The organism is Niallia sp. FSL W8-0177, from assembly GCF_038006285.1.
Lineage (GTDB): Bacteria > Bacillota > Bacilli > Bacillales > Cytobacillaceae > Niallia > Niallia circulans_A.
This window is the reverse complement of record NZ_JBBOUX010000001.1, coordinates 2,944,992-2,971,481: the sequence shown is the minus strand read 5'-3', so window position 1 is coordinate 2,971,481 and position 26,490 is coordinate 2,944,992. Positions and strand designations below refer to the sequence as shown.

Here is a 26,490-nt window from a genome sequence, read left to right as displayed (position 1 = left end):
ATATTAACCTGTGCAAAAGATTAGTCCCTCCCTTCTTATTCTGTCGTTATATTTTGTGACTTATATCAAAAAAAATAATTATCAATTAATGGTAATCATTTTAAATGAATAACTTGTAGAGGCATTTCCATTATGTTAAAGTGACAAATGAAGAAGAGACAATCCTTTTACTGTGTATAACATACAAAAAAATTTGAGGAATAGCTGTTATACAATACTGTTTTTTAAGTAAAAATGATGAAAATTATTTTACTAGGAGATGAATGTGGTGTCAGAAAAAAAACAAGAATATTTGCGCAAACCTGAATGGTTAAAAATTAAATTGAATACGAATGAAAATTATACAGGTTTGAAAAAAATGATGAAGGAAAAGCAGCTCCATACAGTCTGTGAGGAAGCAAAATGTCCAAATATTCATGAATGTTGGGCAGTTAGAAGAACAGCTACATTTATGATTTTAGGAGCTATTTGTACAAGAGCCTGTCGTTTTTGTGCAGTTAAAACAGGATTACCGACTGAATTAGATTGGCAAGAGCCAGAAAGAGTTGCTGATTCTGTGTTTGCAATGAACTTAAAGCATGTGGTTATTACTGCTGTTGCAAGAGATGACTTAAAAGACGGCGGAGCAGCTGTATTTGCAGAAACTGTTCGTGCTATTCGCAGAAAAAATCCATTTACCAGCATTGAAGTATTACCATCCGATATGGGAGGAGTAGAAGAAAACCTACGATTATTAATGGATGCTAAACCAGATATCTTGAACCATAATATTGAAACTGTAGAAAGATTGACCCCTAGAGTCCGTGCAAGAGCAAAATATCATCGTTCTCTTGAGTTTTTACGAAGAGCAAAAGAGATGCAGCCTAATATTCCTACTAAGTCTAGTATTATGGTTGGCTTAGGCGAAACTAAAGAAGAAATTATCGCCACAATGGATGATCTTAGAGCAAATAATGTGGATATTATGACTATTGGCCAATATTTACAACCAACTGTCAAACATTTAAAAGTACAAAAATATTATCATCCAGATGAATTTAAAGAGCTAAAGGAGATCGCTTTAAGTAAAGGATTTAGCCATTGTGAAGCAGGTCCATTAGTTCGTTCTTCATATCACGCAGATGAGCAAGTAAACGAAGCGAAAAAAAATCAGCAAATGGCTGAACATGCAAAAGAAGCATAAATAAGAATAAGGCTAAAGGGATAAGTTTTCCACTGAAGGTAAGCTCAGACTATTATACGGAAATACTAAAAATATTTCGTATAATGGTTTGAGTTTTTTTATTCATGCAGAATTAATTAAGAATATTAGCCCGTATTCAAAAGGGATTTAACAGTATAAAATAAAAATTCTGTATTTTATAGGAAGATTTTATTGTTAGTGCTATGTAAATATCTTTGCTAAGGTTATAATGATAGTGAGTAATGTTATAATTGGACTATTTATCTAAGATCCAAATAATTCAACTAATCATCAGTGAAGTTAAAATGCAAGCTGCACGGATGGAAGTTTTACATTAAGGAAATATATACAGGTTTTGAGGTGATACGATTGGTTTGTATTAATAACCATTGTTATGAACTGATTGAAGAAAGAAAATCAGGTTTTAATGAAGAAGCATTTAAAAATAGATATAGTGACATATTAACGAAATACGATTATATTGTCGGAGATTGGGGTTATGGACAATTAAGATTACGTGGCTTTTTTGATGATCATAATCAAAAATCAAGTTTTGATACGAAAATAAGCACATTAACGGAATATTTATATGAATATTGTAATTTTGGCTGTGCCTATTTTGTCGTAAAAAAAACAAAATAATAAGGTTATCCTTTAGTTTGATCTTGAAGAAGGAGCTTCCATTCAGAAAGAAAACAAGAAATGGACTGGCTTGGCGAATGGAGAAACTGTTTTGTTAATTTACTTGTCTTTAATATGTATAAGTAAGCCATCTAACTCAGTTTCTTAAGCAAAGCCATGAATGTTTTTCTTTACCATTTGAATTCCAATGCGCTTTTTGCATCTAATTGTAAGTCTTGTAGCAATAGAAGTAAGGAAAAGGCCATCTATAGAGAATTAATTTGCTTTAATGACAGAAAAAGTTGGCATTTTGAGAGGAATGGGGCTATGAAATATCAAGAGAATATCTGTTCAAGGTTATTTAATTGGGGAAAGTTACTTCTTCCGACAGAACTTATTAAGTATTTTCCTCCATCATTTGTAATACGAGACCCTATTATTCATCAAGTCCAAAAAGCGATGATAAGAGGATATGAGGTAGCTGTTATTGTATTGGATATATCGAATTTACATAGAATAAAGCAGCAATTAGAAGCAAATGATTTTTTGCAATATATTCGATTGCTAAAAAAATCATTTGGCAAAACGATACAATTAAAAGCTTCTAATGAAATCATTGCGATTCATGATTATAATCCGAACGGTTTAACTATGTTTATGAAATGGGAACAAGGATCCGAATGTTTACCAGTGCTAGATGGATTAATTAAAGATATTATACATAATGTAGAAAATGACTTTCGTAAAATTGGGAGCATTCCGCCTGTATTCAGCACAGGATACATGTTTATTGAGAATAAATATACCTATCTTTCTGATGCTATTCAAACTGCATATGAATTAGCCCTTGCAATGGCACATAAAAGATCTGATCCGGAATTCAATAAATTAGTCTATACTTTGGGGAATATAGTGGCAAACAAAAGCATTCGATTACTGGCACAACCAATTATGGATGTAGAGACAAATAAAATTCACGCTTGTGAAATGCTGACAAGAGGACCTGAAGGAACACCGTTAGAAAACCCGCTTCAACTTTTCTCTTTAGCAAGGCAAACGAAGTTTTTGTATGATCTTGAAATGATTGTTCTTGAAAAGGCCTTTGAACAAATTCAGCAAACAAAATGGAGGCACAATATCTTTATTAACTTTACACCTGTCACAATCGGCAACCAAAGATTTATTAAAGATATAAAGAGCGTAATTCGTAGGTATAAAGAAATTTCCCCGAAAAAAATAACAATTGAAATTACCGAAAGAGATTCATTTGAAGGGTTAGAGCATTTTGCTAATAATCTAAAAGTATTAAGAATGCTTGGTTTTTTAATTGCAGTTGATGATACTGGCGCGGGTTATGCTAGTCTGAATTCCATCAGTGAAATCATGCCAGATATTATTAAGATTGACCGTTCTGTAATCCAGAATATTGATAAAAATTCCGTAAAGGAATCGATGCTACAAGGACTTCTTCTTATTGCAAAAGAAGTGGGATCCGTTGTGGTGGCAGAAGGGATTGAAAATGCAGAGGAAGCCTCTATTTTATCAAAAAATAAAGTGGATTTAGCTCAAGGATATTTTTACGCCAAGCCTACTAGTCTTAGTAATCATTTACAAATCTCATAGTATGCGGAAGGAGTTAGGGAATATGTATTTTGTGGACCGAGAAAAAATAGAAGAACAGTTAAACTATTACCACGAGCTCATTAATCAGTTTGAAACGCAAGAAACGTGGAATACATTTCTTGAGAAAGTGGCACTTGAAAGATTGACACATATGATGATTGAAGTCATCTTGGATGTTGGAAATAGTATGATTGATGGTTTTATTATGAGAGATCCGGGCAGTTATGACGATATTGTTGATATACTTATTGATGAAAAAGTGATTACTATGGAAATAGGAAATGACATAAAGGAACTCATTCTTTGGCGCAAACAGCTTGTACATCAGTATACCAATATTGATCATAAGGGATTGATTGCAGTATTTGAAGCGAAGCTGCTCTCTATAAAAGCCTTTGCCCCATCTGTAAAAGAATATTTAATTCATGAGTTAGGACCTGTTTCTGCATTTAGAAATTAGATGATTTTTAAAGGAATTGTTTTTGATCAAATAATGAATAAGTTTCATACTTAGAAAAAACAACGTGCTTTTTAAAATAGTTCCGGAATTAATACATAGCATGGAAAGGATTTTTCTAAATGAAAGCGTATAAAGGATATTTAATAGATTTAGATGGAACCATGTATCGGGGAACAGAGGTAATTGAAGAGGCAGCTGAATTTGTTAAGCGATTGATTGCTGCACAAATTCCCTATTTATATGTGACCAATAATTCAACAAAAACACCAGAACAAGTGGCACAAAAGCTACGGGAGTTTCAAATACCGGCAAAAGCGAGTGAAGTATTTACTTCCGCTATGGCTTCTGCCAATTATATTGCTGAAAAATCCCCTGGAGCAAATGTGTTTATGATTGGGGAAAAAGGACTTCAGCAAGCACTAGAAGAAAAAGACTTGAAGTTAGCTGAGGATTCAGAAAATGTTGATTATGTAGTCGCTGGACTTGATCAACAGATTACCTATGAAAAACTTACAGTAGCATGCTTAGCAGTCCGAAATGGCTCACAATTTGTCATTACAAATGGAGATACGGCTTTGCCAAGTGAGCGAGGATTATTACCTGGAAATGGTGCCTTAACTTCTGTTATTTCGGTAAGTACTCAGCGGCAGCCTGTTGTTGTTGGTAAACCAGAATCAATTATTGTGAATCAAGCAATCAAATTATTGGACTTGCCGAAGAAGGATGTCTTGATGGTTGGCGATAATTATCAAACGGATATTATGGCAGGCATTAATGCAAAGATGGATACGCTTCTCGTGCATACAGGAGTTACAACGAAAGAGCAACTAAGCGGCTATTCTGTTAAGCCAACCTACACGGTCGACAGCTTAAGTGACTGGGATATAAAAAAATAAAAAATAAGGACATAAAAAGAGGACGATTCACCACTGTTTAAAGCGTGGGAAAGGTCCTTTTTTACATGGTGACTTATTCTTCCCCTTTAGCACGGTGAGCTAGTCTACTTGAAGCTGCTGCTGCAATAGCACCGACAATATCGTCTAAAAAGGTATGACATTCACCAGTACTCTTATCATTTAACCTTTGTAAAATGCCTGGTTTCAATTTATCTACATAGCCATAATTAGTAAATCCGATGGAACCATACACGTTTACAATCGAAAAAGCAAGCACTTCATCTACTCCATAAAGCCCTTCATCTGTTTCGACAATTTCTTGAAGGGGAGATTCCAGTAGTTTTTTTTCGGCGAGTACATCTAATTGTATCCCTGTGATAACGGCATTTTGAACCTCTCTTTTCGAAAGAACACGTTCAACATTATGAATACAGTCCTCCATTTGTAAATCTTTATGATATTTCTCTTGTAAGAGATAAACAAGCTTCGCTATGTCTTCAATATCGACTCCACGTTCATGTAGCCACTTTCTGGCTGTTTTTTCTGTTAGGTCCTTTAATGACATGAACTTCACCTTTTCTTTAATTATTCACTATGTATTCACAGTGTTTATTATTATATGCATGATGGCTGCTAAATGTTCCTAACAGCTATTGTTTCCATAATTGGGGCAATTCATTAATTGAATCCTCTTAACAAGTTTTAACATTCCTTCTCATATACTTCTAACAGAGAGAAAAACGAGGAGGAAAAGACATTGATTAAGAAAATCTTATCTACAAAGTATGGAATTGATGTAGAAGAAGAAACAAGAGTCGGTCATTATGAAGCTTGTATAAGCAAAGGAAAACTCTATACCATTGTTCCAGTTGGAAATATAGAGGAAGAAGAACTAACAGAAAGAGATCAAATTGCTGCACATATCTATCAGATTGGAGATAAACATGTCAGCATGTTATTAGAGTCAAAAGAAGGAAACAAACATACTGAAATGAATGAGCAACTTTATTGTGTGCTTTTGAATGATCGACTACGTCCCTTTCAGTCTCGGAAATTAGGGAGGAAACTGGGGAAGTTTCATTTTAGAGGCAGAACTGTACCATTTGGTGTCCAAAAAATAAGTAGAATGGGGCAGTGGAAGAGCATGTGGGAACAAAGGTTGGGACAATTGGAGGGTTTTTGGAACAGTATGTTATATAAACAGCCAGAAAGTGAATTCGATCAATTATTTTTAGAATCTTTTCCATATTATATGGGAATTGCTGAAAATGCCATTCAGTATCTTGTCGATACAGAGCTAGATGATGATCCAACTGCTGTAGATAGCGGAACGATTTGTTATAACCGTTTTACAAAAGACACATGGGCAGGGGAATATTATATTAAAAATCCATTTGATTGGGTATTTGATCATTGTGGAAGAGATCTTGCTGAATGGACAAGAGATCGATATTTTCGAAATATCAAAACATATCATCGAGAAGTGAAGACGTTTTATGAGGAGTATCAAAGCGTTATGCCTCTAAGTTCTTTTGCATGGAGATTAATATATGCAAGGCTTTTATTTCCCATTCATTATGTGGAATGTATCGAAAATTATTATTCTGCTATACAGGAGGCAGACCGTCTATTTCTAGAAGAACGGTTAAAGAAAATGCTTAGTCAGTCGAGAGATTTAGAATTATTTTTGAAAGAATTTTTTGACAACACAGAAGTGGCAGTTAAAACATTGAAAATCCCAATTGTTTCCTGGTTGTAAATAATTGGTTTAAAGCGGAAAGCATAAATAGTCAGGATATAAGTGTTCAAAACAAAGAAAAATCCTAACAATTATATGGAGATATTCATGAGAATTTCGTATATTGTTAGTTTTTTTTTTTTTTGAATACAGTATGTTTTCCATGGAGTGAGCGCCGAGCGCTTTGTTGATTCACTTTCTTGAAAAATCTAAATATACATAAAATTTATAATTTTCCTTTTGGAATTATAGCTTCTTCCTATATAATGGATTCATTAAGTAAACGAGCACAGTTATTCTTTTTAAAAGGGAGAAGTATTCTTATTCATAAAAATTTTAAAAGAATGTTTAAACACCCCTTGTAAAAAAAGGAATCAAACACTATAATGTCTACTATATAAAGACAGTTGTTCTCGTAAAAAGAACATCAACGGGAGGTAAACAGATGGAGGCAATCTCAATTGGACTACTCGGATTAGGAACTGTTGGATCGGGCGTTGTAAAAATTATTGAGAATCATCAAGATAAAATTATGCATCAAGTCGGCTGTCCAGTGAAGGTAAAAAAAATTCTCGTCAAGAATGTAAAGAAAGAACGAGAAGTAGAGATTACAGATGATATTCATTTAACAGTTGAGGCTAATGATATATTAGATGATCCTGAAATAGATGTGGTAATAGAAGTAATGGGTGGGATTGAAGAGACAAGGAACATCCTGTTAAAAGCCTTAAAAAATAAAAAACAAGTAGTAACGGCAAACAAGGATTTAATGGCAGTACATGGAGCAGAGCTATTGCAAGCTGCTTCCCAAAATAATTGTGATTTATTTTATGAGGCAAGTGTTGCTGGAGGAATTCCTATTCTAAGAGGTTTAGTAGACGGGTTAGCTTCTGACCGTATCATTAAATTAATGGGAATTGTGAACGGGACAACTAATTTTATTTTAACAAAGATGAGTCAACAGCAAAGACCGTATGAGGATGTTCTATTAGAAGCGCAAGCATTAGGTTTTGCGGAAAGTGATCCCACTTCTGATGTCGAAGGGCTGGATGCAGCAAGAAAAATGACTATTTTGGCAACATTAGGCTTTTCAATGAATATTGGCTTGGAAGATGTAAAGGTACAAGGCATAACGAATGTAACAGATGACGATATACAGTATGGAAAGCAGTTAGGATATACAATGAAACTCATTGGCATTGCTCAAAGGCAGGAAGAAAAAGTAGAAGTTAGTGTCCAGCCTACTTTTATTGTCGACAGCCATCCATTGGCAGCTGTTAATAATGAGTATAATGCTGTGTATGTATATGGAGAAGCGGTAGGAGAAACGATGTTTTATGGTCCTGGTGCCGGAAGCTTACCAACTGCAACAGCCGTTGTATCGGATCTAGTTAATGTTTTGAAAAATATGCGCTTGGGCGTTAATGGAAAAGGTGCAATTGCTCCACAATTTAAAAAGAAGCTAAAAGAGCCAGACGAAATGTTTTCTAAATATTTCTTACGTCTGCAAGTAGTGGATGAGGTTGGAGTATTTGCAGAAATTACATCCATCTTCTCCCAGCATGGAGTCAGCTTTGAGAAAATCCTCCAGTTACCAGTAAAGGAAAAAGGATTGGCAGAAATAGTCTTAGTAACACACCATGCGTCTTTATTAAACTATGAGAATATTTTATTAGAATTAAGGGACTTATCATCTGTTCGAACAGTTAAAAGTTCTTATCGAGTTGAAGGAGGAACAAAGTAATGAGATGGAAGGGTCTTTTAGAAGAATATAAAGAATATTTACCAATAAATGAATCGACACCAATGTTAACACTAAATGAAGGAAACACTCCTTTAATTAAGCTGGAAAAGTTGTCTGAGGAATGGGGCGTCGAGCTATTTGTCAAAACGGAAGGAACTAATCCAACTGGCTCCTTTAAAGATAGAGGAATGGTCATGGCTGTAGCTAAAGCAAAGGAAGAGGGAAACTCTACCGTTATTTGTGCCTCTACAGGAAATACGTCAGCTGCAGCTGCTGCCTATGCTACACGTGCAGGGATGCGCTGTATTGTCGTTATACCAGAAGGAAAAATTGCGATGGGAAAATTGGCACAAGCCGTTATGTATGGTGCTGAGATTATTGCGATTGAAGGGAATTTCGATCAAGCATTACAAATGGTACGAAAAATTAGTGAAACAGAACCCGTTGCACTTGTTAATTCAGTGAATCCGTATCGTTTAGAAGGACAAAAAACAGCTGCTTTTGAAGTCTGTGACCAATTAGGAGAAGCGCCAGATATATTGGCAATTCCTGTTGGTAATGCCGGAAATATTAGTGCATATTGGAAAGGCTTTAAAGAATATCACGAAAAAAAGCAGACTGGACTACCGAAAATCCATGGCTTTGAGGCGGCTGGAGCAGCAGCGATTGTTCATAATCGCGTATTTGAGAATCCAGAAACAATTGCTACTGCCATTCGAATTGGTAACCCTGCTAGCTGGCAGCTGGCTGTTCAAGCACAAGAAGAGTCCAAGGGAATTATTGATGAAGTAACAGATGAAGAGATTATTGCTGCATATCGTACAATTGCTGCAAAAGAAGGGGTATTTGCTGAGCCAGGTTCTTGTGCATCGATTGCCGGTGTTTATAAGCATATTCAAAATGGAAAAATTCCTAAAGGAAGTAGAATAGTAGCGATTCTTACAGGAAATGGCTTGAAAGATCCGAATACAGCGATCGATGTAAGTCCAATTAAGCCAGTAGTACTGCCTAATGATGAAAAAGCAGTAGCTAATCACATTAAGGGAGTCGTTCATATATGAACGAAGGAGAGATGCTGCTAATTAAAGTCCCAGCGAGTACTGCTAATCTCGGGCCAGGCTTTGATAGTATTGGACTAGCATTAAATTTATATTTATCATTGGAAGTTGTTCAAAGTGACTGTTGGGAGGTTATTCCGTTAACAGAGGAATTGAAGGAATTTCCTAGTGATGAAAGTAATTTCATTATTAAAACAGCGATCGAGGTGGCGGAATCATTTCATACTATTCTTCCTCCATGTCAAATAAAAGTGGATAGTAATATTCCTTTAGCAAGAGGACTAGGATCTAGTGCCTCCGCTATTGTGGCAGGAATTGAACTAGCAGATCAAGTCGGTAATTTACAACTGACTAAACAACAGAAATTTGCAATTGCCTCCAAAATGGAGGGGCATCCAGATAATGTTGGGGCAAGTATTTTCGGAGGATTAGTTGTTGGTTGTCAATTAGGAGAAGAAGTAGATGCAGAAATTATTCATTCGATAGACTTGGAAGTACTAGCAGTGATTCCAGAAGAAGAGCTATTAACAAAGTCTTCTCGAGGAGTTTTACCGAACTCTCTTTCTTTTGCTGAAGCTGTTTCAGCAGGTGCAATATCTAATCTATTAGTTGCAGCACTGCTTACAGGCAATAGCAAACTTGCAGGAAAAATGATGAAAAAAGACAAGTATCATCAGCCATATCGGAAAGAGTTAGTACCGCACTTAGAGATCATGGAAGAGCATGCTTGCGATCTAGGTGCTTATGGAGTGGCTTTAAGTGGAGCGGGACCGACAGTGTTATGTTTTGTAGAACCTGGAAAAATGAATACGTTAATAGATGGATTAGCAGTGAAATTACCTGATATGCGTTTCCTCCCCTTGGAAATAGACAAGAAAGGGAGTACTTGCTCCGGAGCACTTGCAACAGAAGTTAAATAAAAAAGAAAGAGGATGCGATTGCATCCTCTTTCTGTATTTTCTCATAAAAAATTAAAATACTTGTTCCACTTCATAAACGCCTGGTACTTCCTCTAATAACGCACGTTCAATACCAGCTTTTAAAGTAATAGTAGAACTTGGGCAGCTTCCGCAAGCACCTAACAAGCGTAGTTTTACAATGCCATCCTCTACATCCACTAATTCACAGTCTCCACCATCTCTTAAAAGGAATGGACGTAATTTATCTAGTACTTCTTGTACTTGTTCTTTCATTTCCACTTCTTGCATACATATCGACTCCTTTCCTATTATTTATTATAATCACATTAGGATGAAAAATCTATAATCAAGAAACACGAATTAAATAAACAAAAAATGGATATATAATAAAAACCCTATAATTATGGAAAAATAAAGGATAGGCAAGCTTGTCTATCCAATGGAGGAGAGTTTATTTGAAAAAGGAAATTGAAGTTAGTATTTATGGTGCAGAACAAATTTGTGCAAGCTGTGTTAACCTGCCATCTTCTAAGGACACATATGAATGGCTCCAAGCTGCATTAAGTAGAAAATTTCCAGAGCAGACTTTTCAGATTAAATATTATGATATTTTTCAAGCAAATTATACGGAAGATAAAAATAAATTCTGTCAGAAAATTATAGAGGAAGATTTATTCTATCCAGTAGTAGTAATTGAGGGAGAGATTGTAGGCGAAGGTAATCCGAAGTTGAAGAAAATTTATGCGGAATTTGAGAAATACGGCTATACTAGTGCTTAATGGTTAAAGTGTATTCATTCCTTAAGTAATAAGGGAGTAGACTGAATACACATCACTATCGATCGAATAGGAAGTATATTCAGTCTAGAAGGATAACTATAACTCTTGTTATCCATACAAAATCAATAGGAAATGTTATTGGTAGTTTTCTGTTGTCCGGCGTTATCTAAAGCTGGAATATTTATGACATGCTCATTTTCTTTTACTAGTGATTAATTTTATTTTTATTATTTTTATCTTTCCATAACACTCCATGTTTAATTAAGCGTGGAATTCTTCCTGTTAAAGCAGTCTTGGCAATAAGGCCGAAACCGGCTTTTTTCCCTAATGATCCTAAGACTCCTTTCAGCTTGATTGGCGGCATATAATTGGGTAGTACTTTTCCTTGCCATCGAGATATTAAAACAAAAGCAATTTGTTCTGCCTGTCCTTCTGCAAGCTGTGCACTGGGGGGATGAGAAAGGCTTGCGCAATCACCAACTACGAAAACATGCTCATTATCAGGAAGATGGTGATGCTTGGATAAGATAATGCGTCCTTTTTTATCTTTTTCCACGTCAAGTTCTCGCACAATTTTATTTGGTTGAATGCCAGCTGTCCAAATAATACAGTCATAATGGTGGGGGCTTCCATGATTATAAACTGTATTTTTTTTTATACAAGTAATGTTGCTATTTTTGATAAGATTAACCTTTTTATCTGTAAACCATCGTTCTACATAGTTTCTTATTTTTTTAGGATAAGAAGATAATATGGTATTTCCACGATCCAATAGTGTTATTTGCAGGCTGCTACTTTCAGCTAATTCTGCTGCTAATTCAACACCGCTTAAGCCGCCGCCAATAATCGCTACCTTTGCCCCTTGAGGCAAGCTATGGAGATGCTTATGTGTTCGTTTAGATTTATTGATGGTTTGAATACTATGAGTGTTTTCTTTAGCTCCCTCGACTTGGTGATAATTATCCTCACAGCCAAGTCCAATAATCAAATCATCATAATCGATCGGATTTCTCCCCGCCAACCAAACTTTATTGTTTTCCAAATCAATTTTTTCCACTTCTGCTTGTATCATGCTTACTTGAGGGTGTTTAGGAAAAGGGATTTGTAGGCTTTTATCCAGTACAGTGCCAGCTGCAAGAGCATAATATTCGGTTTTTAGAAAATGAAATGGGACCTTATCTATTAATATGACCATAAAGTTATATGGTAAATGAGGTATGATAGAGGATAAAACACGCATACCACCATAACCGCCGCCTAATATTATTAATTTTTTCATTTTTTCCCCCTTAGTGTACTCATGAGAATATCTATTCTTTAAAAATTAGTTCGTAAATTTGGATCTTCTCCTTTTAGAGTATATTAAAAGGTTAGGATTGTTTATTCTTCATTATAGAAGGAAAATGACTTTCCCCTTTACAGATAAGAAAGGAAGTATGAGATTAGACAATTTTTGCGTTCACCACCAAGAAAAACCTGTATAATTCAGAGGGAGGTGAGGTGTTTGTTTAAACCGCTAATTGAATTTTGTGCGAGTAACCTAGCATCAGGCGCATATGAAGCGAAAGAATGCCTTGAACAGGATGATTCTTTAGATGTGATTGACTATGGTTGTTTGAGTTATTGTGGGCAATGCGGGGATTCGTTATTTGCGTTGATAGATGGTGAAGTAGTAAAAGGGAAAGATACAAAAGAGCTTGTTGAAAATATCTATCAGCATTTGAAGGAGAATCCATCATAAAACCTCTTATATCAGTGTGATAAAAAATTTTATTCACTGATATAAGCGGTTTTTAGATGAAGGTTTTTTGACTGTCTCTTAATTCCTGCCAGCTTTCTTTAGCTAGCTTTACAATTTGTGTTTCCACTGTTCTACTCTGCTGCTCAATTACTTTTGAATAAAATTTTGTAGCTTTTTCAAGATTATCAGTCCGCTTGGAAAGATCTGCTATTAAATAAATGGTTCTTAATTCTGAAACAGGAGTTCCCTGATAGTCACCAACAGAATAGGAAGTTTCATATTCTGCTAATGCAAGGGATATAAAACGCTTCTCTTGTTCTTGATTATTTAACATACGATAATGCCATGCAATCCGTAGGTGGAGTCCTGCAAGGATAATATGCTTATCCTTCCGTAAAGAAGCGCAATAAGCAGCTAATTTATACGTTTTAATACTATCCTCTATGTTACGTTCTTCTCCAAAGGAATGTGGAATCCAGTGGGAACATACTTTTTCGATTAGTATCTTTTTACTTTCTGGAGAAAAATAAGAAACCGTATCATCACTAAAAGAAAACCCGCAAGCAGGGCAGACATTTATATAATAAAGGAGTGGATTATGCTCAGCATAGACAGGAAAGAAATCTGTATCTAAATGTTTCAATTTGACAAATCTTGAACGTAATTTTTTTGTTGTAAATTTAGTTTGACAAAGCAAACAGGTACATTGCTTATCAAATAACGGTTCGATTTTGTTCAAATTTCTCACTCCCTTTGTTGTTAGGTAAAAAGGCTAGATGTTTATATATTTTATTATACCTTATTGTGAGTAATATTCCCTATGAAAATTTTACAGATAGGTGAAAAGTCTATATTATGTTAAGAAATCTCTTTAAAGTGGGAACAGCAAACGATAGTAATGTTCTAATCGAAAAATACTTGAAGAATGTTAGTACAGATTGTCAAATAGACCTGTTTTGTTCCCATCTTTTACACAGATCCCTTTAGTTGAGTAGTTTTGATTAGCGGTATATAATATAATAAGAAGTAATAATAGGACGAAAGGAGAATGAACAGTGACAGAAGAAATTGTACACATAACAGAAGCCGCTGCTCTTCAAATAAAAGAAATGATGAAGGCGAACGATGAAGAAGGTTCCTATTTAAGAGTTGCCGTAAAAGGTGGAGGCTGCAGTGGTTTATCTTATGGAATGGGCTTCTCACCAGATAAAGAAGAAAACGATCAACTTTTTGAGCAATATGGCATTCGTGTGTTAGTTGATCAAAACGATGGTCCTATTTTAAAAGGAACAAAAATTGATTACAAGCAATCCCTAATGGGCGGAGGATTCACCATCGACAATCCTAATGCGATTGCTTCATGTGGCTGCGGGTCTTCTTTCCGTACAGCAAAAGTGGCTGGAACACCTGAGGAGTGTTAAGAACAAGGTTTAAAATTTGAATACCGCTGCGTCATGAACACCTTATTGGTCTTCATGACGCAGCGGTGTTTTTGTTTCATTAAAAAAAGACTGAATGTAATCAGTTGTTTTTCAAAACATTTAAAGAAAACAAAAGATTATCATTAGTCTTTAGAAACGTCTATTTAAACAAAGAAGTACTGTGAAGAGGCTGTACGCGAGCTTTTGGATCCATATATGTTTTAGCGTTATTGACAGCTGTAGGGGCTTCTCCGAATCCTGTCGCTATTAATTTCACTTTTCCATCATATGTGCATATGTCTCCAGCTGCATAGATACCTGGAATATTTGTCTCCATTTTGCTGTTAACAACAATAGAGTTCTTTTGAATATCAAAGCCCCATTCCTTAATTGGGCCTAAAGAAGAAACAAATCCATAGTTTACAATGACTGCATCTACATCAATAATTTCTTTTTCCTGTGTTGTTACATTTTCAAGAATCACTTGTTTGATTTCCTCATCTCCTACTAATTCTGAAGGAATATATGGAGTTTTAATGTTTACTTTTGAATTTTTAAGGTTTTCTACACTATGTTCATGGGCACGGAATTTATCACGTCTATGTGCTAAATAAACAGTATCAGCTATAGGCTCTAGCATTAATGCCCAGTCAACAGCAGAATCTCCACCACCAAATACCATTACCCTTTTCCCTGCAAACTGATTTAAGTCATTGATAAAGTAATGAAGATTTTTTCCTTCATATTCTTTCGCTTGCTCCAACTCTAATTTACGAGGTTGGAAAGCTCCGTTTCCAGCTGTAATAATAATAGTTTTGGAGTAATGGACTTCTTTATCAGTAGTAATTTTGAATATACCATCACCTTGTTTCTCCACTGTTTGAACAGCTTGTTCTAGTACGATAGACTGTTCAAATTTTTTCATTTGCTCTTCTAAATTATCGACTAACTCTTGAGCACGAATTTTTGGAAATCCAGCAATGTCATATATATATTTTTCGGGATAAAGTGCTGTAAGCTGACCGCCAAGGGTAGGGAGACTCTCAATAATTTTAACGGTTGCTTGTCTCATCCCTCCATAAAAAGCAGTGAACATGCCTACAGGTCCACCACCGATAACAGTAATATCATAAATGGTTTGATTTTCTTCCAATTTTCCTAAACCCTCCTAATAAAGATCAATTCTACAAGCTATCATATCATAATGATTATGATTTCTCACTTTTTAAATCTTCCAATTTTGAAAGATATCTAGGCCACCATCCTACTCATAAATTTTATAAAATATAAAATTTTCAATTTTTAACTTTTATTGGTAATGGTATAATTCAGAAAAATAATGTAAAAATTATCGATTAGAAGCTTTTAATCGATATTTTTTTGTATTTTTTTGGTATTTTACTAGGGGGAAAGTTCTGGTTTTTACCTTTTTATGAATAAATTCTTTGAATATGGGAAATGAATAGTTTTGGGAGGAGTGAAAAATATGAATTTTTATAAAAAGTTTTTTAGAAGAGTAGGAATGGTTCTACTTTTTATGGCAGCACTACTAACCACGTTCCAATCGATTTCAGGTGTTAAGGCGAGTTCGATAAATTTAGGTACTAACGAACATGCTCAGGTAAGTAAGAATCCAGATCATATTGATCATACAATAAAGCAAATGAGTGTAGCATTAAAAAGCTTTAAAAAGGCATTGGCGGAAAAAACACAAATTTCATCCAGTAAAGAGGTTGCAGGTAAACCACCTTCACTAGAAAATATGAAAGATTGGTCACAATATCCGACAAAACGAGTGATCGCAACAGGCTATACGGCTGGATATGAGTCAACTGGCAAGAACCCAGGCCATCCACAATTCGGTATTACCTATTCAGGCGTAAAAGTAAAAAGAGATTTATATAGTACCATTGCTGCTGATACTAGTGTATTTCCAATTGGAACTATTCTTTTTATCCCTGATTATGGATTTGGAGTTGTCGCCGATACTGGTTCAGCCATTAATGGCAATAGATTAGATTTATACTATGAAACCGTACAAGATGTATATAGTCAATGGGGCAAGAAAACAATAGATGTATACATAGTGGAAATGGGCAAAGGCAAACTAACCGAAGAAACGTTAAGTGCATTAAATGAAGAAGAATCTATGCAAGTATTCCGTCAACAGTATACAAAAGCAGAAAACAAATAATTACATACTTAATTAACAAGTAAAAAGGATATCCTAAAATCAAAGTCCTAACAAAAAATTGTTAGTTGATTTTTAGGATATCCTTCTTTTTTTAGAATAAATATAACTGCTTTTGAATAGCTTAAGCAGTTTTTATTTGGATTTATTCATAAAGGGAAGGTTAATAAATTAGCATATGTAAAACAAGCGTCAATACAATTCCGGTTAGTCCACCAAAAAATACTTCTATCGGTTTATGTCCTAACAATTCCTTTAATTCTTTTCTTTTTTCCTGTTCTGGTTTGTTTTGCCACCCTTTAGCTTCATTTAAAAACTTATTAAAATCATTCACTAAGCGATTTAAAACAATTGCTTGTTCTCCTGCCTGTCTTCTAACACCTGTAGCATCAAACATAGTGATTATCGCAAAAATAGCAGCAACCGCAAAGATCGGTGAATCAAAGCCTGTTTGCAGAGCCACACCAGTAGACAGAGCAGTTACAGCTGCTGAGTGAGAACTTGGCATTCCTCCTGTACTTGTTAACAAAGACCAGTCAATTTTTTTTGTAACAAAATAAGTGATTGGCACTTTGACAAATTGCGCAAAAAAGATTGCAGCCAAACTTGCAAGTAAAGGAAAGTTAGCTAGTAGTTCCATAAAAACACCTCATCATTCTGTGAAAAATATGTACTTTTAGTATGTATACCTTATTTAACGCATTATTAATCTTTCATATAAGGAGAATTAATGGAAATAAGGAGGTAGACAGTGGAGTTAGATATAGGGTAAAAATGAATTTTATTCTGTGTTATTTGCTTTCAAAGCCATGGAAAAACAAAATGCGATTCATTTTTAAATGGGTGAGAGCAATTTTCAATGCTCACTTTGCTTTTCCACTTATCTTATTATAACATAACCAAATATCGAGCTTTCTACTTAAATTCGAAAAAACTTTTTATATTTTGGTATCTATTATAAGAAAGTTGTTTTTCAAAATAAATTATAGCTCATCTTTAGGAATGCAGCTTTATCATTTAGAATTGAATGATGTAAATTTAATTAGATATACGAAATGATAAATAAATTCGTTATAATAGAAGAAGAAATAGAATGGAGGAATTGATTATGTTTTCATATCAGAAAGAATGGGATTTTCAAAATAATCATGAAAGTATTATTATTGGATTATTTGATAAGTCTATTAAATTAGAAGGTCAGCTGCAATTACTAGACGAACAGTTTGAAGGAGAATTAACCAGTTTAGTAAAAGATGGAGATATTTCAGCAAAGAAAAAGTCCGTTACGGTGATACATACTTTTGGAAAAATTGGAGCAAAAAGAATTATTTTTGTTGGATTAGGAAAAAAGAAAGAACTTTCCTTTGATGAGTTAAAAGCAATCTTTGGAGCAACTTTCAAACGTATTACTAGTGAAAAGTGGGTGGAAACAGCTGTATACTTAGATTCCTTTATATCAGAGGAAAATGATGCACAAGATGTTGCTCATGCATGCAGTGAAGCGTTTGGTCTTGCTACCTATGAGTTTTCAGGTTATAAACAAAAATCAAATGAACCAGAAAAAAAGATTACAGAAATTACGGTTTATAGCCATGCAGAGCAAGAGGAAGTTTTGTCATCGCTAACAGTAGGGTATGTATACGGTCAGGCGACAAATTCTGCACGTACGCTAGTTAACTTGCCAGGAAATATGTTAAAAGCAGCAGATCTAGCTAATTATGCACTAGAATTAGCAGAAAAATATGGCTTTGAGGCAGAAATATTAGAGAGAGAAGATATGTTAAAGCTTGGTATGGGGGCAATGCTTGCTGTGAACCAAGGTTCGACAGAGCCTCCTAAAATGATTGTGCTGAAATACCAGGGAAAAGATAACTGGGAAGATGTCATCGGCTTAGTCGGAAAAGGGATTACGTTTGATACAGGTGGCTATTCTATTAAGCCAAAAACAGGTATTGTCGGTATGAAAACGGATATGGGCGGTGCGGCAGCAGTTCTTGGAGCAATGGAGATTATTGGAGAATTGAGACCAGAACAAAATGTCGTTGCAGTTATTCCATCTACTGATAATATGATAAGTGGTAATGCGTTTAAACCAGATGATGTTATCACATCAATGAGTGGAAAAACAATTGAGGTATTAAATACAGATGCAGAAGGTCGCTTAGTTTTAGCAGATGCAGTAACTTACGCAAAACATCATGGCGCTGACTACCTTGTAGATGTTGCAACCCTTACAGGTGGAGTAATTACTGCTTTAGGAATGGAAACGACAGGTGCAATGACAAATAATGAATCTTTATTTGAACAAGTGTTAGAAGCTTCCTATGAAGCAGGGGAACAAATGTGGAGACTGCCTATTTTCGAGAGTCATAAGAAATTAGTGCGCAATAGTCCGATTGCAGATTTAAATAATTCACCAGGTGCCGCTGGTCATGCAATTATGGGTGGGGCCTTTATCGGCGAATTTGCAGAGGAAACACCATGGGTGCATTTGGATATTGCTGGAACGTCTACCCAAAGTAAAGCTACTGATTTAGGACATCCAGGCGGAACAGGCGCTATGACTAGAACATTAGCATTGTTTGTGGAAAGATTTGAAAGTACAAAGTAGAAAGTTTTATTAAAATATAATATAAAAAATTACAGACCCCATTTTATTAATTTGATGGGGTCTGTAATTTTTTATAAGGGGGTGCTGTGCGCTTGCAGCCACTTTTCCATTGGTTCTGGCATATGGGAACTCGCAACGAGACCAGCATGCCCGCCCTCAAATAAAACAAAGGATTTATCTTGACTTGAAACAAGATCCATAATTGGTTCGCAGAGAGAACTTGGAACAAGTGGATCATTCTTGGTGGAAAATACGAGTAAATTAGAGTGAATGTTCGCCAAATCAACCTCTTCCCCGTTGATTGTTAATCCACCCTCAATCATCTTATTGTCCCTGACATAGTCATTCATAAGTTGTTTAAATGTTGCACCAGCTACAGGGATATGATCAAGTGTCCATTTGTTCATTCTTGCCCATTTTTCCGAGTATTTATCTTCGCCAGAACGATTCAAAAGTGCTAAATAATGACTGAATGACAGGGGAGCAACAAGTAACCTAGTGCCATATTTAACCGATTCAGGAGGAACAATTCCCATTTTATCGATTAATTCCTCAAGGTGCAGTTCATTTTCGCGAAGGGCATTCAGCCACTTATCATAGTCCGGAAAATCGGAAAAATTAATTGGAGACACGGCAAGAATTAAGTTTTTAATATAACGATTATCTAATGCGGCAAATATGCTGGCAAGTGTTCCTCCTAAACAAAAACCAATGACAGTAAAGGAATCGGAATTAGCATGTCGCATCGCTCGTTTAAAACCTGGTTGAATATACTTTGTTATATAATCATCAATGGTTAAATGACGATCTTCATATGCAGGGATTCCAAAATCAATTAAATACGTATCATACCCTGCGTTATTAAATGCCTCAATTAAACTCATGGAGGGACCTAAATCAAGAATATATGGTTTATTTACGATCGAATAAATAAGGAAAATCGACTCTTTATATTTTCTTTCTTTAGAAGGGTAATACCATAAAGTTGCTTTGTTTTTTTTCCAGATGGCATATTTTTCTGACTGTCCAACGGCAGGATCGTACGATAAGGTATGAATAAATTTAGCTATACTTTTTTTTGCCATATTATATCGCCTGATTGGAAAAAGTAGAAAAGCTGAGTTCGTCTTTTTGTGAATCCAATTGTTGTTTTGCTTGTGTCAATTCATTTTGAAGTGTGGAAATACGTTGTTCTTGTTCAGTAATAATAGTTGTCAATTGATTAGAGTAATCATCAGAAGGATTCATGTTTAGTTGTTCTATTAATTGTTTGACTTCTTTCATCATTGTCGTTAATTCAAATAACTGATCATCAAGATTATCGATTTTTTCTTCTGATTGAAGAATTAATTGGGTTGCATTTGCAAGGTCTGTTTTAGTAGGTAGATTCATATAATTACTTAATTGCTCTGTATAGGTTTGAATTCGATCTATTTTGTTTGTTAATGGATTTGTTTTTGAAGTCGTGAAATCAATGATGGACATTTGATTTAAGCTTTTTTTAATACGGTTATTTAACTGATATTGTAATAATGTTCCACCTTTCTTTAATAACTCATAAAAATCGATTGTAACGTGTGCCATTTTCCTATCCCTCTTTCTTTTCTTTTTTAGTGAACATCCTAAAGTCTATTTAAAGACTCACTTTTTTATAAACTGGAGGAAAGTCCACCATCAATGGCAATTGTTTGTCCAGTGATATAATTGGAAGATTCTCCAGCCAAGAGCAGAATAATTCCATCTAAATCACTTAATTCCCCTAAGCGCCTTGCTGGAATTCCAGCAGTAATTTGTTTTTTATAATCTTCTAAGCTAGTCGTAATACTTGTAGGGAAAAATCCTGGCGCAATCGCATTTACTTGGATATTATATCGAGCTAACTTAATAGCTAATTCTTTGGTTAATGTAATGAGTGCCCCTTTACTAGTGTTATACGCGATTGCATCTAATAAGTGTGGCGGAGTTCCGTTAAATGCAGTAACAGAAGAAATATTAATTATTTTTCCCTTTTTTTGTTCTACCATTTTTTTTGCAGCTGCCTGTGAAAATAAAAAAGAGCCTTTGAGATTAACATCCAGTACTTTATCCCATTTCTCTTCGGGATAATCAAGAAAAGGTGCCATCCAGGAAGTTCCGCTGTTATTAATTAAGATATCTATTGTTTGGAATTTGGCGATTGTTTGACTAATAACATGGTCTATATCCTCTTTTTTGGATACATCGCATGGAAGGGCTAATACCTTTATCCCTTTATCTTGTAATTTAGCAGCAGTTTTTGTACACTGTTCTAAGTTTCTGGAACAAATGACAATATTAGCTCCAGCTTCACCTAGTGTTTTAGCCATTTGTTCTCCTAACCCTCGACTCCCCCCTGAGATAATTGCCGTCTTATTCGTGAAATCAAAAAGTGAATTCATTTTCTTTACCATTCCTCCTGCGACATCTATTCCATATAGTATAGACAAGCAATGACCTAAGCGTGAATAAATTAATGGAATTACCTATGCCTATCCTGCCTTTTTTATCAACAAAAAAGCATTTATTTATTTATAAAATTAGGTCAAGCTTATTTCTGGGGGATAACATTAGATTATAAGATTGACCCTGCTATATAGTCGCAAGAAAGAATATAAATTATAGGAGGAAATCAAATGAATATATTTTTTTAATTGCAACGTTAGTAGGGTTAGTTTGGTTTTTTACGATTTTTTTTAAGAGTATTAAGAAATTTAAAAACACACAATGCTAAAATGTTTAGCATTGTGTGTTTAATAGTAAGCGTAATATTCTTCCCACATGTTCATACACCATAAATTTTGAAATAATCTCTTCAAAAATATTTGAGGAGGATTTTTCATGACTAGAATCCATAATTTAGAACTACGAAAAAAACGGCAACAAAGAATTTCTGACTACAAATCTAGTGGTCAATCCCAAGTTAAATGTTGTGAGGACAATGGGATAAGTTATCAGCAATTTGGATATTGGAAGAAAAAGATTAAAGATCAAAGTACGGAGAAAATAAATAATTCTTGGGTTCCAGTAATCATTGAGGAACCTAGAACTTCACCAACTAGAGACATATCATCTTCTCTTTTATGAATTAATAACAATTCTAATGTTCTAATCTTTGCCGAGTTAACCCTCGAAGAGCGTTTGGATCATGTCTATAATCGTAAGTGTCTTTATGGATATTTAACTTCTCCTCACCGATTACTACTTGGTCGTTCGTTACCCATTCCACATATGGATCATAATCGAATCGATTAAAGTAAATGGTTTTTTCCTTATTCTTATTTAAATCAACCAAGACTGCTTTTGCATTCTCACCATAAATACCGGTAAAATGATAAGTTTTTATAGAGTATTTACCGTTTGGCGATACAATATTAGTATTCATTTCTCCGGACGGGAGATAATCCAAATTATAATATTGATTGTAGTAGAGAATGCCAGTAACTACTAAAAAAGAAAGAGTATAGAAAAATGTTTTTCGAGGGAATAGGTATTTCCCTTTTTTCCATTTAACCATTTTTACAAATAGGACAACAAGAAAAATTATAGATACTAGTGATATGATAAAAAATGATAGAAATAAGGCCAAATATAATATTTCATTCATTATAGTTCACTCCCAATTCCTCAATCTTAATCTTAAAGATTTTATAATAACGATGTTAATTAACATTTCAAACAGGTTCTCTTCTCCTTAGTAAATTTTAAAAATTACAATTTACTTTTTTTGAAATGAATTAGCGTGATCATATCCCCTTCTAATTGCATCTTTCGCTTGAGCATCATCCGGTTTCTGATTTTTTCCTAATCCAACCAAATCTCCGCCAATCAAAAGTACTGTTTTGTTAAAAACAACCCTACCTGTATATCCGTAGTTGTAATTACCTAACCACTTACTATTATGAGTTTCAGTACTTCCGTTCGGTAAAACCATTGAGAAAGTTTTATACCAAGGAGAAAAACCCTTGACAACTTTGTAATCCCATGCTCCACCTTCTCTTACCTTACCAACCCAATATGCTCTAGCTATGGTTACTCTACCAACAGTATTGATACTATTAACAGCTCTGTAATTTTTGTCCATCATAGTCTTTACATCGAGAACTGTAGCCATAGTAGAGATTGGTCCAGAAAGACCAAGGCTTTTCTCTATTTGATAATTCTGGTAAACCTTTTCGGTAATTTCTTCATCGGGTAAAAATGTTATTTGTAAATTCTCATCGTACCAAGCTATACCTTCGCCAACAGCGAAATTTGCTGATTCAATTCTCTTCTTATAATCATCAAATAGCGATGAATCAATCTCTAAGTTGTTGGCATCTTGACTGATAATCAGTTTTTTATCATCATTTAGACTTATTAATTCTTTATTCAAAAGCATATTATGCAATTCTTCGATAGTTTTTACTTCATTAGAATTATTGGCTAGTGCTGGAGTGGATAGTAACAAGAAACCAAACATTAATGCTAATGCTAGTGCGATTTTTTTCAAATCCTCATCTCCCTAGTTTGTTTTTGGAGAAGAGAACCTGTTTCAGATATTCATTCTTGTTTAAGGATGGGGATTCGAGGTGAGAAAATACTATAAATCTATTTTAATACCAATATAGTCATGCGTCTACCAAAATTGTTATTTTTTTCAAATATATATATTTATTTAAGATAAAGTCACTTTCCTCAATATGGAAATGTGTTTTTTATCTCATTTAATGAGAGTCCAATCTCTTTCTAAAATGCCATTTTAGCCTTGAAATAAAGTTTGATTAAAAAATGTTATTGACTCCTTATTTATCTTCGCAACTTTCTTCAAAACATCGTATCTTTATTTTATTACTTAAAAACTCATATATGTTTGGCCGCTTAATGTAATTGATTCTTTAATTTGATAAAATTTCATTTTATTTAGTTGTTCTAGAGTACTAACACAGAATCCAACCCCTGGATTATCCTCAAATAATGAAAAATCTCCTTGCTTCATTTCACAAAAAGGACAATGATTCATTAAATACCCATTTCCCACCATCTTCGAATAATCCATATTCACATAACCTTCAGAAATATTTTCCATGTGTTTGGCAGCCTGTTTGTCTATAAACCTAATATATGATACAAATGAAGGTTGCTCTATTTTATCCCATACCCAATCTCTTTCTAAATCTTCAGTATCTAAGGAATAGTATTCATTTAGAAAAATAGAAAAAACCGGAATCCTCTTTTTGCATTTCCAACAATCTATAACAGTTTCGGCTATAAAATATTCATTAGCTTTTATATCATTAATAGTAAGATACCACTTTTGAAAGTCATTTAGGTTTACCCCTTCTGGAATATACCAACTTTTCAATTTTGGATCCCACTTTGCTCCATTGCTTTTAACTTCTTCTTTTTCTGAATAAGGGATACTTAAGTATATTCTTTTATTCATTTCTTCACCTTCATATTAATTAATAGAGAAAGTCTATACTTGCTAGTTAAGTATTTGATCGCTCACATTATAGAAAGAATAAATTTGAAATTTCGACCAAAAAAGAGAAACTTATCTACTTAGAAGAACTTTTATAATTGAGTACTTAAAAAAATATGTTAGTGTATTATTCGTTAAAGACAATTAACATAGGCAAGTTATATCTCTTCTGCTTATTTTAATTTTTCTTATAATTTCTTTCAATTTAATTTTTTATAAACCAATCTAGTAATTTAGTTAACAAGTTTAAATTAAATATATATAATAGTAAAAACTTTCTTCTTATCTTCTAATAACCATGTAAATTAGGCTATTTTGTTGAACTAGTAAGAAAGATTTTTTAATAGCATTTTCGTTTATTTATTTAAACTAATGTTTAATTTATTTTTTCGATATTTTTTTCTCTTTTTTTAAAATTCTATACTTCCTATTATATGTTTCAATTTAGGATTTAGGACAAATACGCTGTTCTCTTTTATTTTTAATATTTCACTGAATATATTTCTCCTTACTGTACAATTGCAATCTAATTTCTTGTAGTCAATAAAGAACTTTTCTTTTTTATATTACATTGTGCCTTCTTCTGATAGGAAACGCTTTGTACTATGTCCAAACGAATTAACATGCTCTATCACAAATTCCTCATTTTTCATATAAATTTTTAATTTTCTCATCATGTTTCTTCCTTAAAATGAGCCAAAGCTAATTCCCTAAAATAAGCAGACATAGATTTTAAATCGCTCTCTTTAATATCGCTCTTTATTTTGCCCCATATATCGTCAGGAAGGGTTATAGACACCTTTTTAGTAACTCCCATAGACGGACGCCCCACATTTTCCTTTCATATTTTCTGTAGAGTACCATAATTTAAAATATCAGTATAAAAGTTACGGTTTTTACTTTTCTTGTTATTAATCCTATAAATCGGTATATTCTATGAACGTAGTAAGAAGAGTTCTATTTAGTTTAATAGCAAAATCAAAATCCAACCAAATCTCTTTTTTGTTAATAAATAGCTTAGTAGTGGATAGTATATAGTAAATGGAATTAAGAATGGTATAACCTTCTTTAAATTCTATAACAAAATACCTTAACAGAGTTTAATCAAAATCGAGCAAAAAAATTGTCAACGCATAAATGGATAATAAATCAGTGAGAACAGATAGTGAAATAGATAAAAGTTTCACATCTTTATTTTATCTAAAACCAATTATTTCTAAAAAAAATTTATGTTAATATTAATATAACTCTTGAAACAGTTTAATTTTATATATATTTATTAATGCTTTAATTTTTGCACACATCATAGGTATATAGAATTATTTTTTTTGCAATTTTACACAATTATTATAAGTAGAGAATGGAGTTAGTTTAATGTTTTTAGATAAAAATACCATTACAGAAATTTTAAGTACATTTATGATTATTCTTGTACAAATGGTTATCCGCCTACCCAAAAAGAAATAGGGGATCAGATTGGAGTATTAGCACCTTCAAGTGTACACAAACATTTAAATTATTTAATAAAACATGAATTTATCAAAAAAAACCCTTCGAAAATGAGGACTATTATTTCTAGAAATTTAGCTATATAAGGCGATAGCCCAGTCCAAAAGAGGGACATTCGCATAGAAAATAGAGAAAAGAAATAAGTCTAAAATGAGAGTGGAGGTAATGTTGAAGAATGTATGGATACCCTTATCAGTATCAATATCCACAACAAGATTCAAGAGCCTGGTTTGCAGCACCCTTTGTGGGTGGTTTATTAGGAGGAGTAATAGGAGGAGCTTTAGTTAGACCAAGACCATTTTATGGTCCTGTCCCATACGGCCCTGTTCCGTTTGGTCCAGCTCCGTTTGCTCCGGGACCATATGGACCGTATCCTTATTACTAAAAAATTCATCAGCTGGATGGAAGAATAGCTGTTTTTGGTAAAAAGGTACAATTCATTATATAGCAATGCTTGCAAGGATTATAATCTTGACACAAAGCATTTAAGAAAAATAAAATTCACTTATTCTTTAT

30 protein-coding genes are annotated in these 26,490 nt (G+C 34.0%); 17 read left to right on the top strand and 13 right to left on the bottom strand.

Annotated features, from left to right (window positions below; translation table 11 throughout):
• The first annotated feature begins 268 nt into the window (after nucleotides 1-268).
• The 5 genes from lipA (at nucleotide 269) to NST77_RS14690 (ending at nucleotide 4,783) form a co-directional block, all read left to right on the top strand.
• Nucleotides 269-1,183 (top strand): lipoyl synthase, encoded by a 915-nt coding sequence (gene lipA / locus NST77_RS14710; protein ID WP_235844501.1) that lies wholly within the window; start codon nucleotides 269-271, stop codon nucleotides 1,181-1,183.
• Nucleotides 1,184-1,552: 369 nt separating this feature from the next.
• Nucleotides 1,553-1,825 (top strand): YutD family protein, encoded by a 273-nt coding sequence (locus NST77_RS14705; protein ID WP_047942248.1) that lies wholly within the window; start codon nucleotides 1,553-1,555, stop codon nucleotides 1,823-1,825.
• Between the two features lie 306 nt (nucleotides 1,826-2,131).
• The gene (locus NST77_RS14700) at nucleotides 2,132-3,427 is read left to right on the top strand and encodes an EAL domain-containing protein (protein WP_095330503.1); all 1,296 of its coding nucleotides are present in this window, start codon (nucleotides 2,132-2,134) and stop codon (nucleotides 3,425-3,427) included.
• A 22-nt stretch (nucleotides 3,428-3,449) separates the two neighbouring features.
• The gene (locus NST77_RS14695; protein ID WP_095330504.1) at nucleotides 3,450-3,887 is read left to right on the top strand and encodes a DUF86 domain-containing protein; all 438 of its coding nucleotides are present in this window, start codon (nucleotides 3,450-3,452) and stop codon (nucleotides 3,885-3,887) included.
• A gap of 119 nt (nucleotides 3,888-4,006) precedes the next feature.
• Nucleotides 4,007-4,783, top strand: coding sequence for a TIGR01457 family HAD-type hydrolase (locus NST77_RS14690; RefSeq protein ID WP_123258145.1), 777 nt, complete (start codon nucleotides 4,007-4,009; stop codon nucleotides 4,781-4,783).
• A 73-nt stretch (nucleotides 4,784-4,856) separates the two neighbouring features.
• Here NST77_RS14690 and NST77_RS14685 read toward each other — a convergent pair whose 3' ends face one another.
• Nucleotides 4,857-5,348: a phosphatidylglycerophosphatase A family protein gene (locus NST77_RS14685; protein ID WP_095330506.1), complete on the bottom strand. Its 492-nt coding sequence runs from the start codon at nucleotides 5,346-5,348 to the stop codon at nucleotides 4,857-4,859.
• A 192-nt stretch (nucleotides 5,349-5,540) separates the two neighbouring features.
• On the opposite strand from NST77_RS14685, the gene yutH reads away from it, so the two are divergent.
• The 4 genes from yutH (at nucleotide 5,541) to thrB (ending at nucleotide 10,243) form a co-directional block, all read left to right on the top strand.
• Nucleotides 5,541-6,542 carry a spore coat putative kinase YutH gene (gene yutH, locus NST77_RS14680; protein ID WP_095330507.1) on the top strand — a complete coding sequence of 334 codons (1,002 nt, stop codon included), beginning with the start codon at nucleotides 5,541-5,543 and terminating at the stop codon, nucleotides 6,540-6,542.
• Between the two features lie 424 nt (nucleotides 6,543-6,966).
• Nucleotides 6,967-8,265 carry a homoserine dehydrogenase gene (locus tag NST77_RS14675; RefSeq protein ID WP_095330508.1) on the top strand — a complete coding sequence of 433 codons (1,299 nt, stop codon included), beginning with the start codon at nucleotides 6,967-6,969 and terminating at the stop codon, nucleotides 8,263-8,265.
• Entirely contained in the window at nucleotides 8,265-9,326 is a 1,062-nt protein-coding gene (gene thrC, locus NST77_RS14670) for a threonine synthase (protein ID WP_095330509.1), read from the top strand. Before NST77_RS14675 ends, thrC begins: the two co-directional genes overlap by 1 nt.
• Nucleotides 9,323-10,243, top strand: coding sequence for a homoserine kinase (gene thrB, locus NST77_RS14665; protein ID WP_095330510.1), 921 nt, complete (start codon nucleotides 9,323-9,325; stop codon nucleotides 10,241-10,243). The genes thrC and thrB overlap by 4 nt, the downstream gene beginning before the upstream one ends.
• Before the next feature lie 51 nt (nucleotides 10,244-10,294).
• Here the strand turns inward: thrB and NST77_RS14660 are convergent, their stop codons facing one another.
• A complete protein-coding gene (locus NST77_RS14660) occupies nucleotides 10,295-10,531 on the bottom strand; it encodes a NifU family protein (RefSeq protein WP_047942238.1) in 237 nt (78 codons plus the stop codon).
• A 167-nt stretch (nucleotides 10,532-10,698) separates the two neighbouring features.
• Between NST77_RS14660 and NST77_RS14655 the strand changes: the two genes are divergently transcribed.
• On the top strand, nucleotides 10,699-11,022 hold the full coding sequence (locus NST77_RS14655; RefSeq protein WP_047942237.1) for a YuzD family protein: 324 nt from the start codon (nucleotides 10,699-10,701) through the stop codon (nucleotides 11,020-11,022).
• A 205-nt stretch (nucleotides 11,023-11,227) separates the two neighbouring features.
• Here NST77_RS14655 and NST77_RS14650 read toward each other — a convergent pair whose 3' ends face one another.
• Complete coding sequence (locus tag NST77_RS14650; protein WP_341123149.1) at nucleotides 11,228-12,301, bottom strand: NAD(P)/FAD-dependent oxidoreductase; 1,074 nt, start codon at nucleotides 12,299-12,301, stop codon at nucleotides 11,228-11,230.
• A 225-nt stretch (nucleotides 12,302-12,526) separates the two neighbouring features.
• Here NST77_RS14650 and NST77_RS14645 point away from each other — a divergent pair, with 225 nt between their 5' ends.
• Nucleotides 12,527-12,763, top strand: coding sequence for a DUF1450 domain-containing protein (locus tag NST77_RS14645; protein ID WP_095330512.1), 237 nt, complete (start codon nucleotides 12,527-12,529; stop codon nucleotides 12,761-12,763).
• Between the two features lie 52 nt (nucleotides 12,764-12,815).
• On the opposite strand, the gene NST77_RS14640 is transcribed toward NST77_RS14645, so the two are convergent.
• Nucleotides 12,816-13,511, bottom strand: a complete 696-nt coding sequence (locus NST77_RS14640; RefSeq protein WP_338134284.1) for a DUF2225 domain-containing protein — start codon at nucleotides 13,509-13,511, stop codon at nucleotides 12,816-12,818.
• A 307-nt stretch (nucleotides 13,512-13,818) separates the two neighbouring features.
• On the opposite strand from NST77_RS14640, the gene NST77_RS14635 reads away from it, so the two are divergent.
• On the top strand, nucleotides 13,819-14,184 hold the full coding sequence (locus NST77_RS14635; protein ID WP_082138323.1) for a HesB/IscA family protein: 366 nt from the start codon (nucleotides 13,819-13,821) through the stop codon (nucleotides 14,182-14,184).
• Between the two features lie 160 nt (nucleotides 14,185-14,344).
• Here the strand turns inward: NST77_RS14635 and NST77_RS14630 are convergent, their stop codons facing one another.
• A complete protein-coding gene (locus tag NST77_RS14630; protein ID WP_095330514.1) occupies nucleotides 14,345-15,337 on the bottom strand; it encodes an NAD(P)/FAD-dependent oxidoreductase in 993 nt (330 codons plus the stop codon).
• A gap of 333 nt (nucleotides 15,338-15,670) precedes the next feature.
• Between NST77_RS14630 and NST77_RS14625 the strand changes: the two genes are divergently transcribed.
• On the top strand, nucleotides 15,671-16,378 hold the full coding sequence (locus NST77_RS14625; protein WP_095330522.1) for a 3D domain-containing protein: 708 nt from the start codon (nucleotides 15,671-15,673) through the stop codon (nucleotides 16,376-16,378).
• A 160-nt stretch (nucleotides 16,379-16,538) separates the two neighbouring features.
• Here the strand turns inward: NST77_RS14625 and NST77_RS14620 are convergent, their stop codons facing one another.
• Complete coding sequence (locus NST77_RS14620; RefSeq protein WP_095330523.1) at nucleotides 16,539-17,015, bottom strand: divergent PAP2 family protein; 477 nt, start codon at nucleotides 17,013-17,015, stop codon at nucleotides 16,539-16,541.
• A gap of 468 nt (nucleotides 17,016-17,483) precedes the next feature.
• Here NST77_RS14620 and NST77_RS14615 point away from each other — a divergent pair, with 468 nt between their 5' ends.
• Nucleotides 17,484-18,986, top strand: a complete 1,503-nt coding sequence (locus NST77_RS14615; protein ID WP_095330525.1) for a leucyl aminopeptidase — start codon at nucleotides 17,484-17,486, stop codon at nucleotides 18,984-18,986.
• A 71-nt stretch (nucleotides 18,987-19,057) separates the two neighbouring features.
• Here the strand turns inward: NST77_RS14615 and NST77_RS14610 are convergent, their stop codons facing one another.
• The 3 genes from NST77_RS14610 to NST77_RS14600 form a co-directional block, all read right to left on the bottom strand.
• Nucleotides 19,058-20,071, bottom strand: coding sequence for an alpha/beta fold hydrolase (locus NST77_RS14610; RefSeq protein ID WP_095330527.1), 1,014 nt, complete (start codon nucleotides 20,069-20,071; stop codon nucleotides 19,058-19,060).
• A gap of 1 nt (nucleotide 20,072) precedes the next feature.
• On the bottom strand, nucleotides 20,073-20,570 hold the full coding sequence (locus NST77_RS14605) for a hypothetical protein (RefSeq protein ID WP_095330529.1): 498 nt from the start codon (nucleotides 20,568-20,570) through the stop codon (nucleotides 20,073-20,075).
• Between the two features lie 65 nt (nucleotides 20,571-20,635).
• On the bottom strand, nucleotides 20,636-21,403 hold the full coding sequence (locus tag NST77_RS14600; protein WP_095330531.1) for a glucose 1-dehydrogenase: 768 nt from the start codon (nucleotides 21,401-21,403) through the stop codon (nucleotides 20,636-20,638).
• A gap of 439 nt (nucleotides 21,404-21,842) precedes the next feature.
• Here NST77_RS14600 and tnpA point away from each other — a divergent pair, with 439 nt between their 5' ends.
• A complete protein-coding gene (gene tnpA, locus NST77_RS14595; protein ID WP_341123147.1) occupies nucleotides 21,843-22,088 on the top strand; it encodes an IS66 family insertion sequence element accessory protein TnpA in 246 nt (81 codons plus the stop codon).
• Nucleotides 22,089-22,101: 13 nt separating this feature from the next.
• Here the strand turns inward: tnpA and NST77_RS14590 are convergent, their stop codons facing one another.
• The 4 genes from NST77_RS14590 to NST77_RS14575 form a co-directional block, all read right to left on the bottom strand.
• A complete protein-coding gene (locus tag NST77_RS14590; RefSeq protein WP_095330534.1) occupies nucleotides 22,102-22,608 on the bottom strand; it encodes a DUF5412 family protein in 507 nt (168 codons plus the stop codon).
• A gap of 111 nt (nucleotides 22,609-22,719) precedes the next feature.
• Entirely contained in the window at nucleotides 22,720-23,493 is a 774-nt protein-coding gene (locus NST77_RS14585) for a polymorphic toxin type 44 domain-containing protein (protein ID WP_095330536.1), read from the bottom strand.
• A 342-nt stretch (nucleotides 23,494-23,835) separates the two neighbouring features.
• Nucleotides 23,836-24,426, bottom strand: a complete 591-nt coding sequence (locus NST77_RS14580; RefSeq protein WP_095330538.1) for a DUF5710 domain-containing protein — start codon at nucleotides 24,424-24,426, stop codon at nucleotides 23,836-23,838.
• 712 nt (nucleotides 24,427-25,138) lie between these two features.
• Nucleotides 25,139-25,282, bottom strand: a complete 144-nt coding sequence (locus NST77_RS14575; RefSeq protein WP_095330540.1) for a CopG family transcriptional regulator — start codon at nucleotides 25,280-25,282, stop codon at nucleotides 25,139-25,141.
• Nucleotides 25,283-25,880: 598 nt separating this feature from the next.
• Between NST77_RS14575 and NST77_RS25950 the strand changes: the two genes are divergently transcribed.
• Both NST77_RS25950 and NST77_RS14570 read left to right on the top strand, forming a co-directional pair.
• A complete protein-coding gene (locus NST77_RS25950; protein WP_445668918.1) occupies nucleotides 25,881-26,060 on the top strand; it encodes a LexA family protein in 180 nt (59 codons plus the stop codon).
• A gap of 89 nt (nucleotides 26,061-26,149) precedes the next feature.
• Nucleotides 26,150-26,359, top strand: a complete 210-nt coding sequence (locus NST77_RS14570; protein WP_095330544.1) for a hypothetical protein — start codon at nucleotides 26,150-26,152, stop codon at nucleotides 26,357-26,359.
• Nucleotides 26,360-26,490 lie beyond the last annotated feature (131 nt).

What these genes read in the sequence shown, in the direction of transcription:
- NST77_RS14700 (WP_095330503.1), top strand. Translation starts at nt 2,132, where the DNA reads ATGAAATATCAAGAGAATATCTGTTCAAGGTTATTTAATTGGGGAAAG.
- NST77_RS14695 (WP_095330504.1), top strand. Translation starts at nt 3,450, where the DNA reads ATGTATTTTGTGGACCGAGAAAAAATAGAAGAACAGTTAAACTATTAC.
- NST77_RS14690 (WP_123258145.1), top strand. Translation starts at nt 4,007, where the DNA reads ATGAAAGCGTATAAAGGATATTTAATAGATTTAGATGGAACCATGTAT.
- NST77_RS14685 (WP_095330506.1), bottom strand. Translation starts at nt 5,348, where the DNA reads ATGTCATTAAAGGACCTAACAGAAAAAACAGCCAGAAAGTGGCTACAT.
- NST77_RS14675 (WP_095330508.1), top strand. Translation starts at nt 6,967, where the DNA reads ATGGAGGCAATCTCAATTGGACTACTCGGATTAGGAACTGTTGGATCG.
- thrC (WP_095330509.1), top strand. Translation starts at nt 8,265, where the DNA reads ATGAGATGGAAGGGTCTTTTAGAAGAATATAAAGAATATTTACCAATA.
- thrB (WP_095330510.1), top strand. Translation starts at nt 9,323, where the DNA reads ATGAACGAAGGAGAGATGCTGCTAATTAAAGTCCCAGCGAGTACTGCT.
- NST77_RS14660 (WP_047942238.1), bottom strand. Translation starts at nt 10,531, where the DNA reads ATGCAAGAAGTGGAAATGAAAGAACAAGTACAAGAAGTACTAGATAAA.
- NST77_RS14650 (WP_341123149.1), bottom strand. Translation starts at nt 12,301, where the DNA reads ATGAAAAAATTAATAATATTAGGCGGCGGTTATGGTGGTATGCGTGTT.
- NST77_RS14625 (WP_095330522.1), top strand. Translation starts at nt 15,671, where the DNA reads ATGAATTTTTATAAAAAGTTTTTTAGAAGAGTAGGAATGGTTCTACTT.
- NST77_RS14620 (WP_095330523.1), bottom strand. Translation starts at nt 17,015, where the DNA reads ATGGAACTACTAGCTAACTTTCCTTTACTTGCAAGTTTGGCTGCAATC.
- NST77_RS14615 (WP_095330525.1), top strand. Translation starts at nt 17,484, where the DNA reads ATGTTTTCATATCAGAAAGAATGGGATTTTCAAAATAATCATGAAAGT.
- NST77_RS14610 (WP_095330527.1), bottom strand. Translation starts at nt 20,071, where the DNA reads ATGGCAAAAAAAAGTATAGCTAAATTTATTCATACCTTATCGTACGAT.
- NST77_RS14605 (WP_095330529.1), bottom strand. Translation starts at nt 20,570, where the DNA reads ATGGCACACGTTACAATCGATTTTTATGAGTTATTAAAGAAAGGTGGA.
- NST77_RS14600 (WP_095330531.1), bottom strand. Translation starts at nt 21,403, where the DNA reads ATGAATTCACTTTTTGATTTCACGAATAAGACGGCAATTATCTCAGGG.
- tnpA (WP_341123147.1), top strand. Translation starts at nt 21,843, where the DNA reads ATGACTAGAATCCATAATTTAGAACTACGAAAAAAACGGCAACAAAGA.
- NST77_RS14590 (WP_095330534.1), bottom strand. Translation starts at nt 22,608, where the DNA reads ATGAATGAAATATTATATTTGGCCTTATTTCTATCATTTTTTATCATA.
- NST77_RS14580 (WP_095330538.1), bottom strand. Translation starts at nt 24,426, where the DNA reads ATGAATAAAAGAATATACTTAAGTATCCCTTATTCAGAAAAAGAAGAA.
- NST77_RS14575 (WP_095330540.1), bottom strand. Translation starts at nt 25,282, where the DNA reads ATGGGAGTTACTAAAAAGGTGTCTATAACCCTTCCTGACGATATATGG.
- NST77_RS14570 (WP_095330544.1), top strand. Translation starts at nt 26,150, where the DNA reads ATGTATGGATACCCTTATCAGTATCAATATCCACAACAAGATTCAAGA.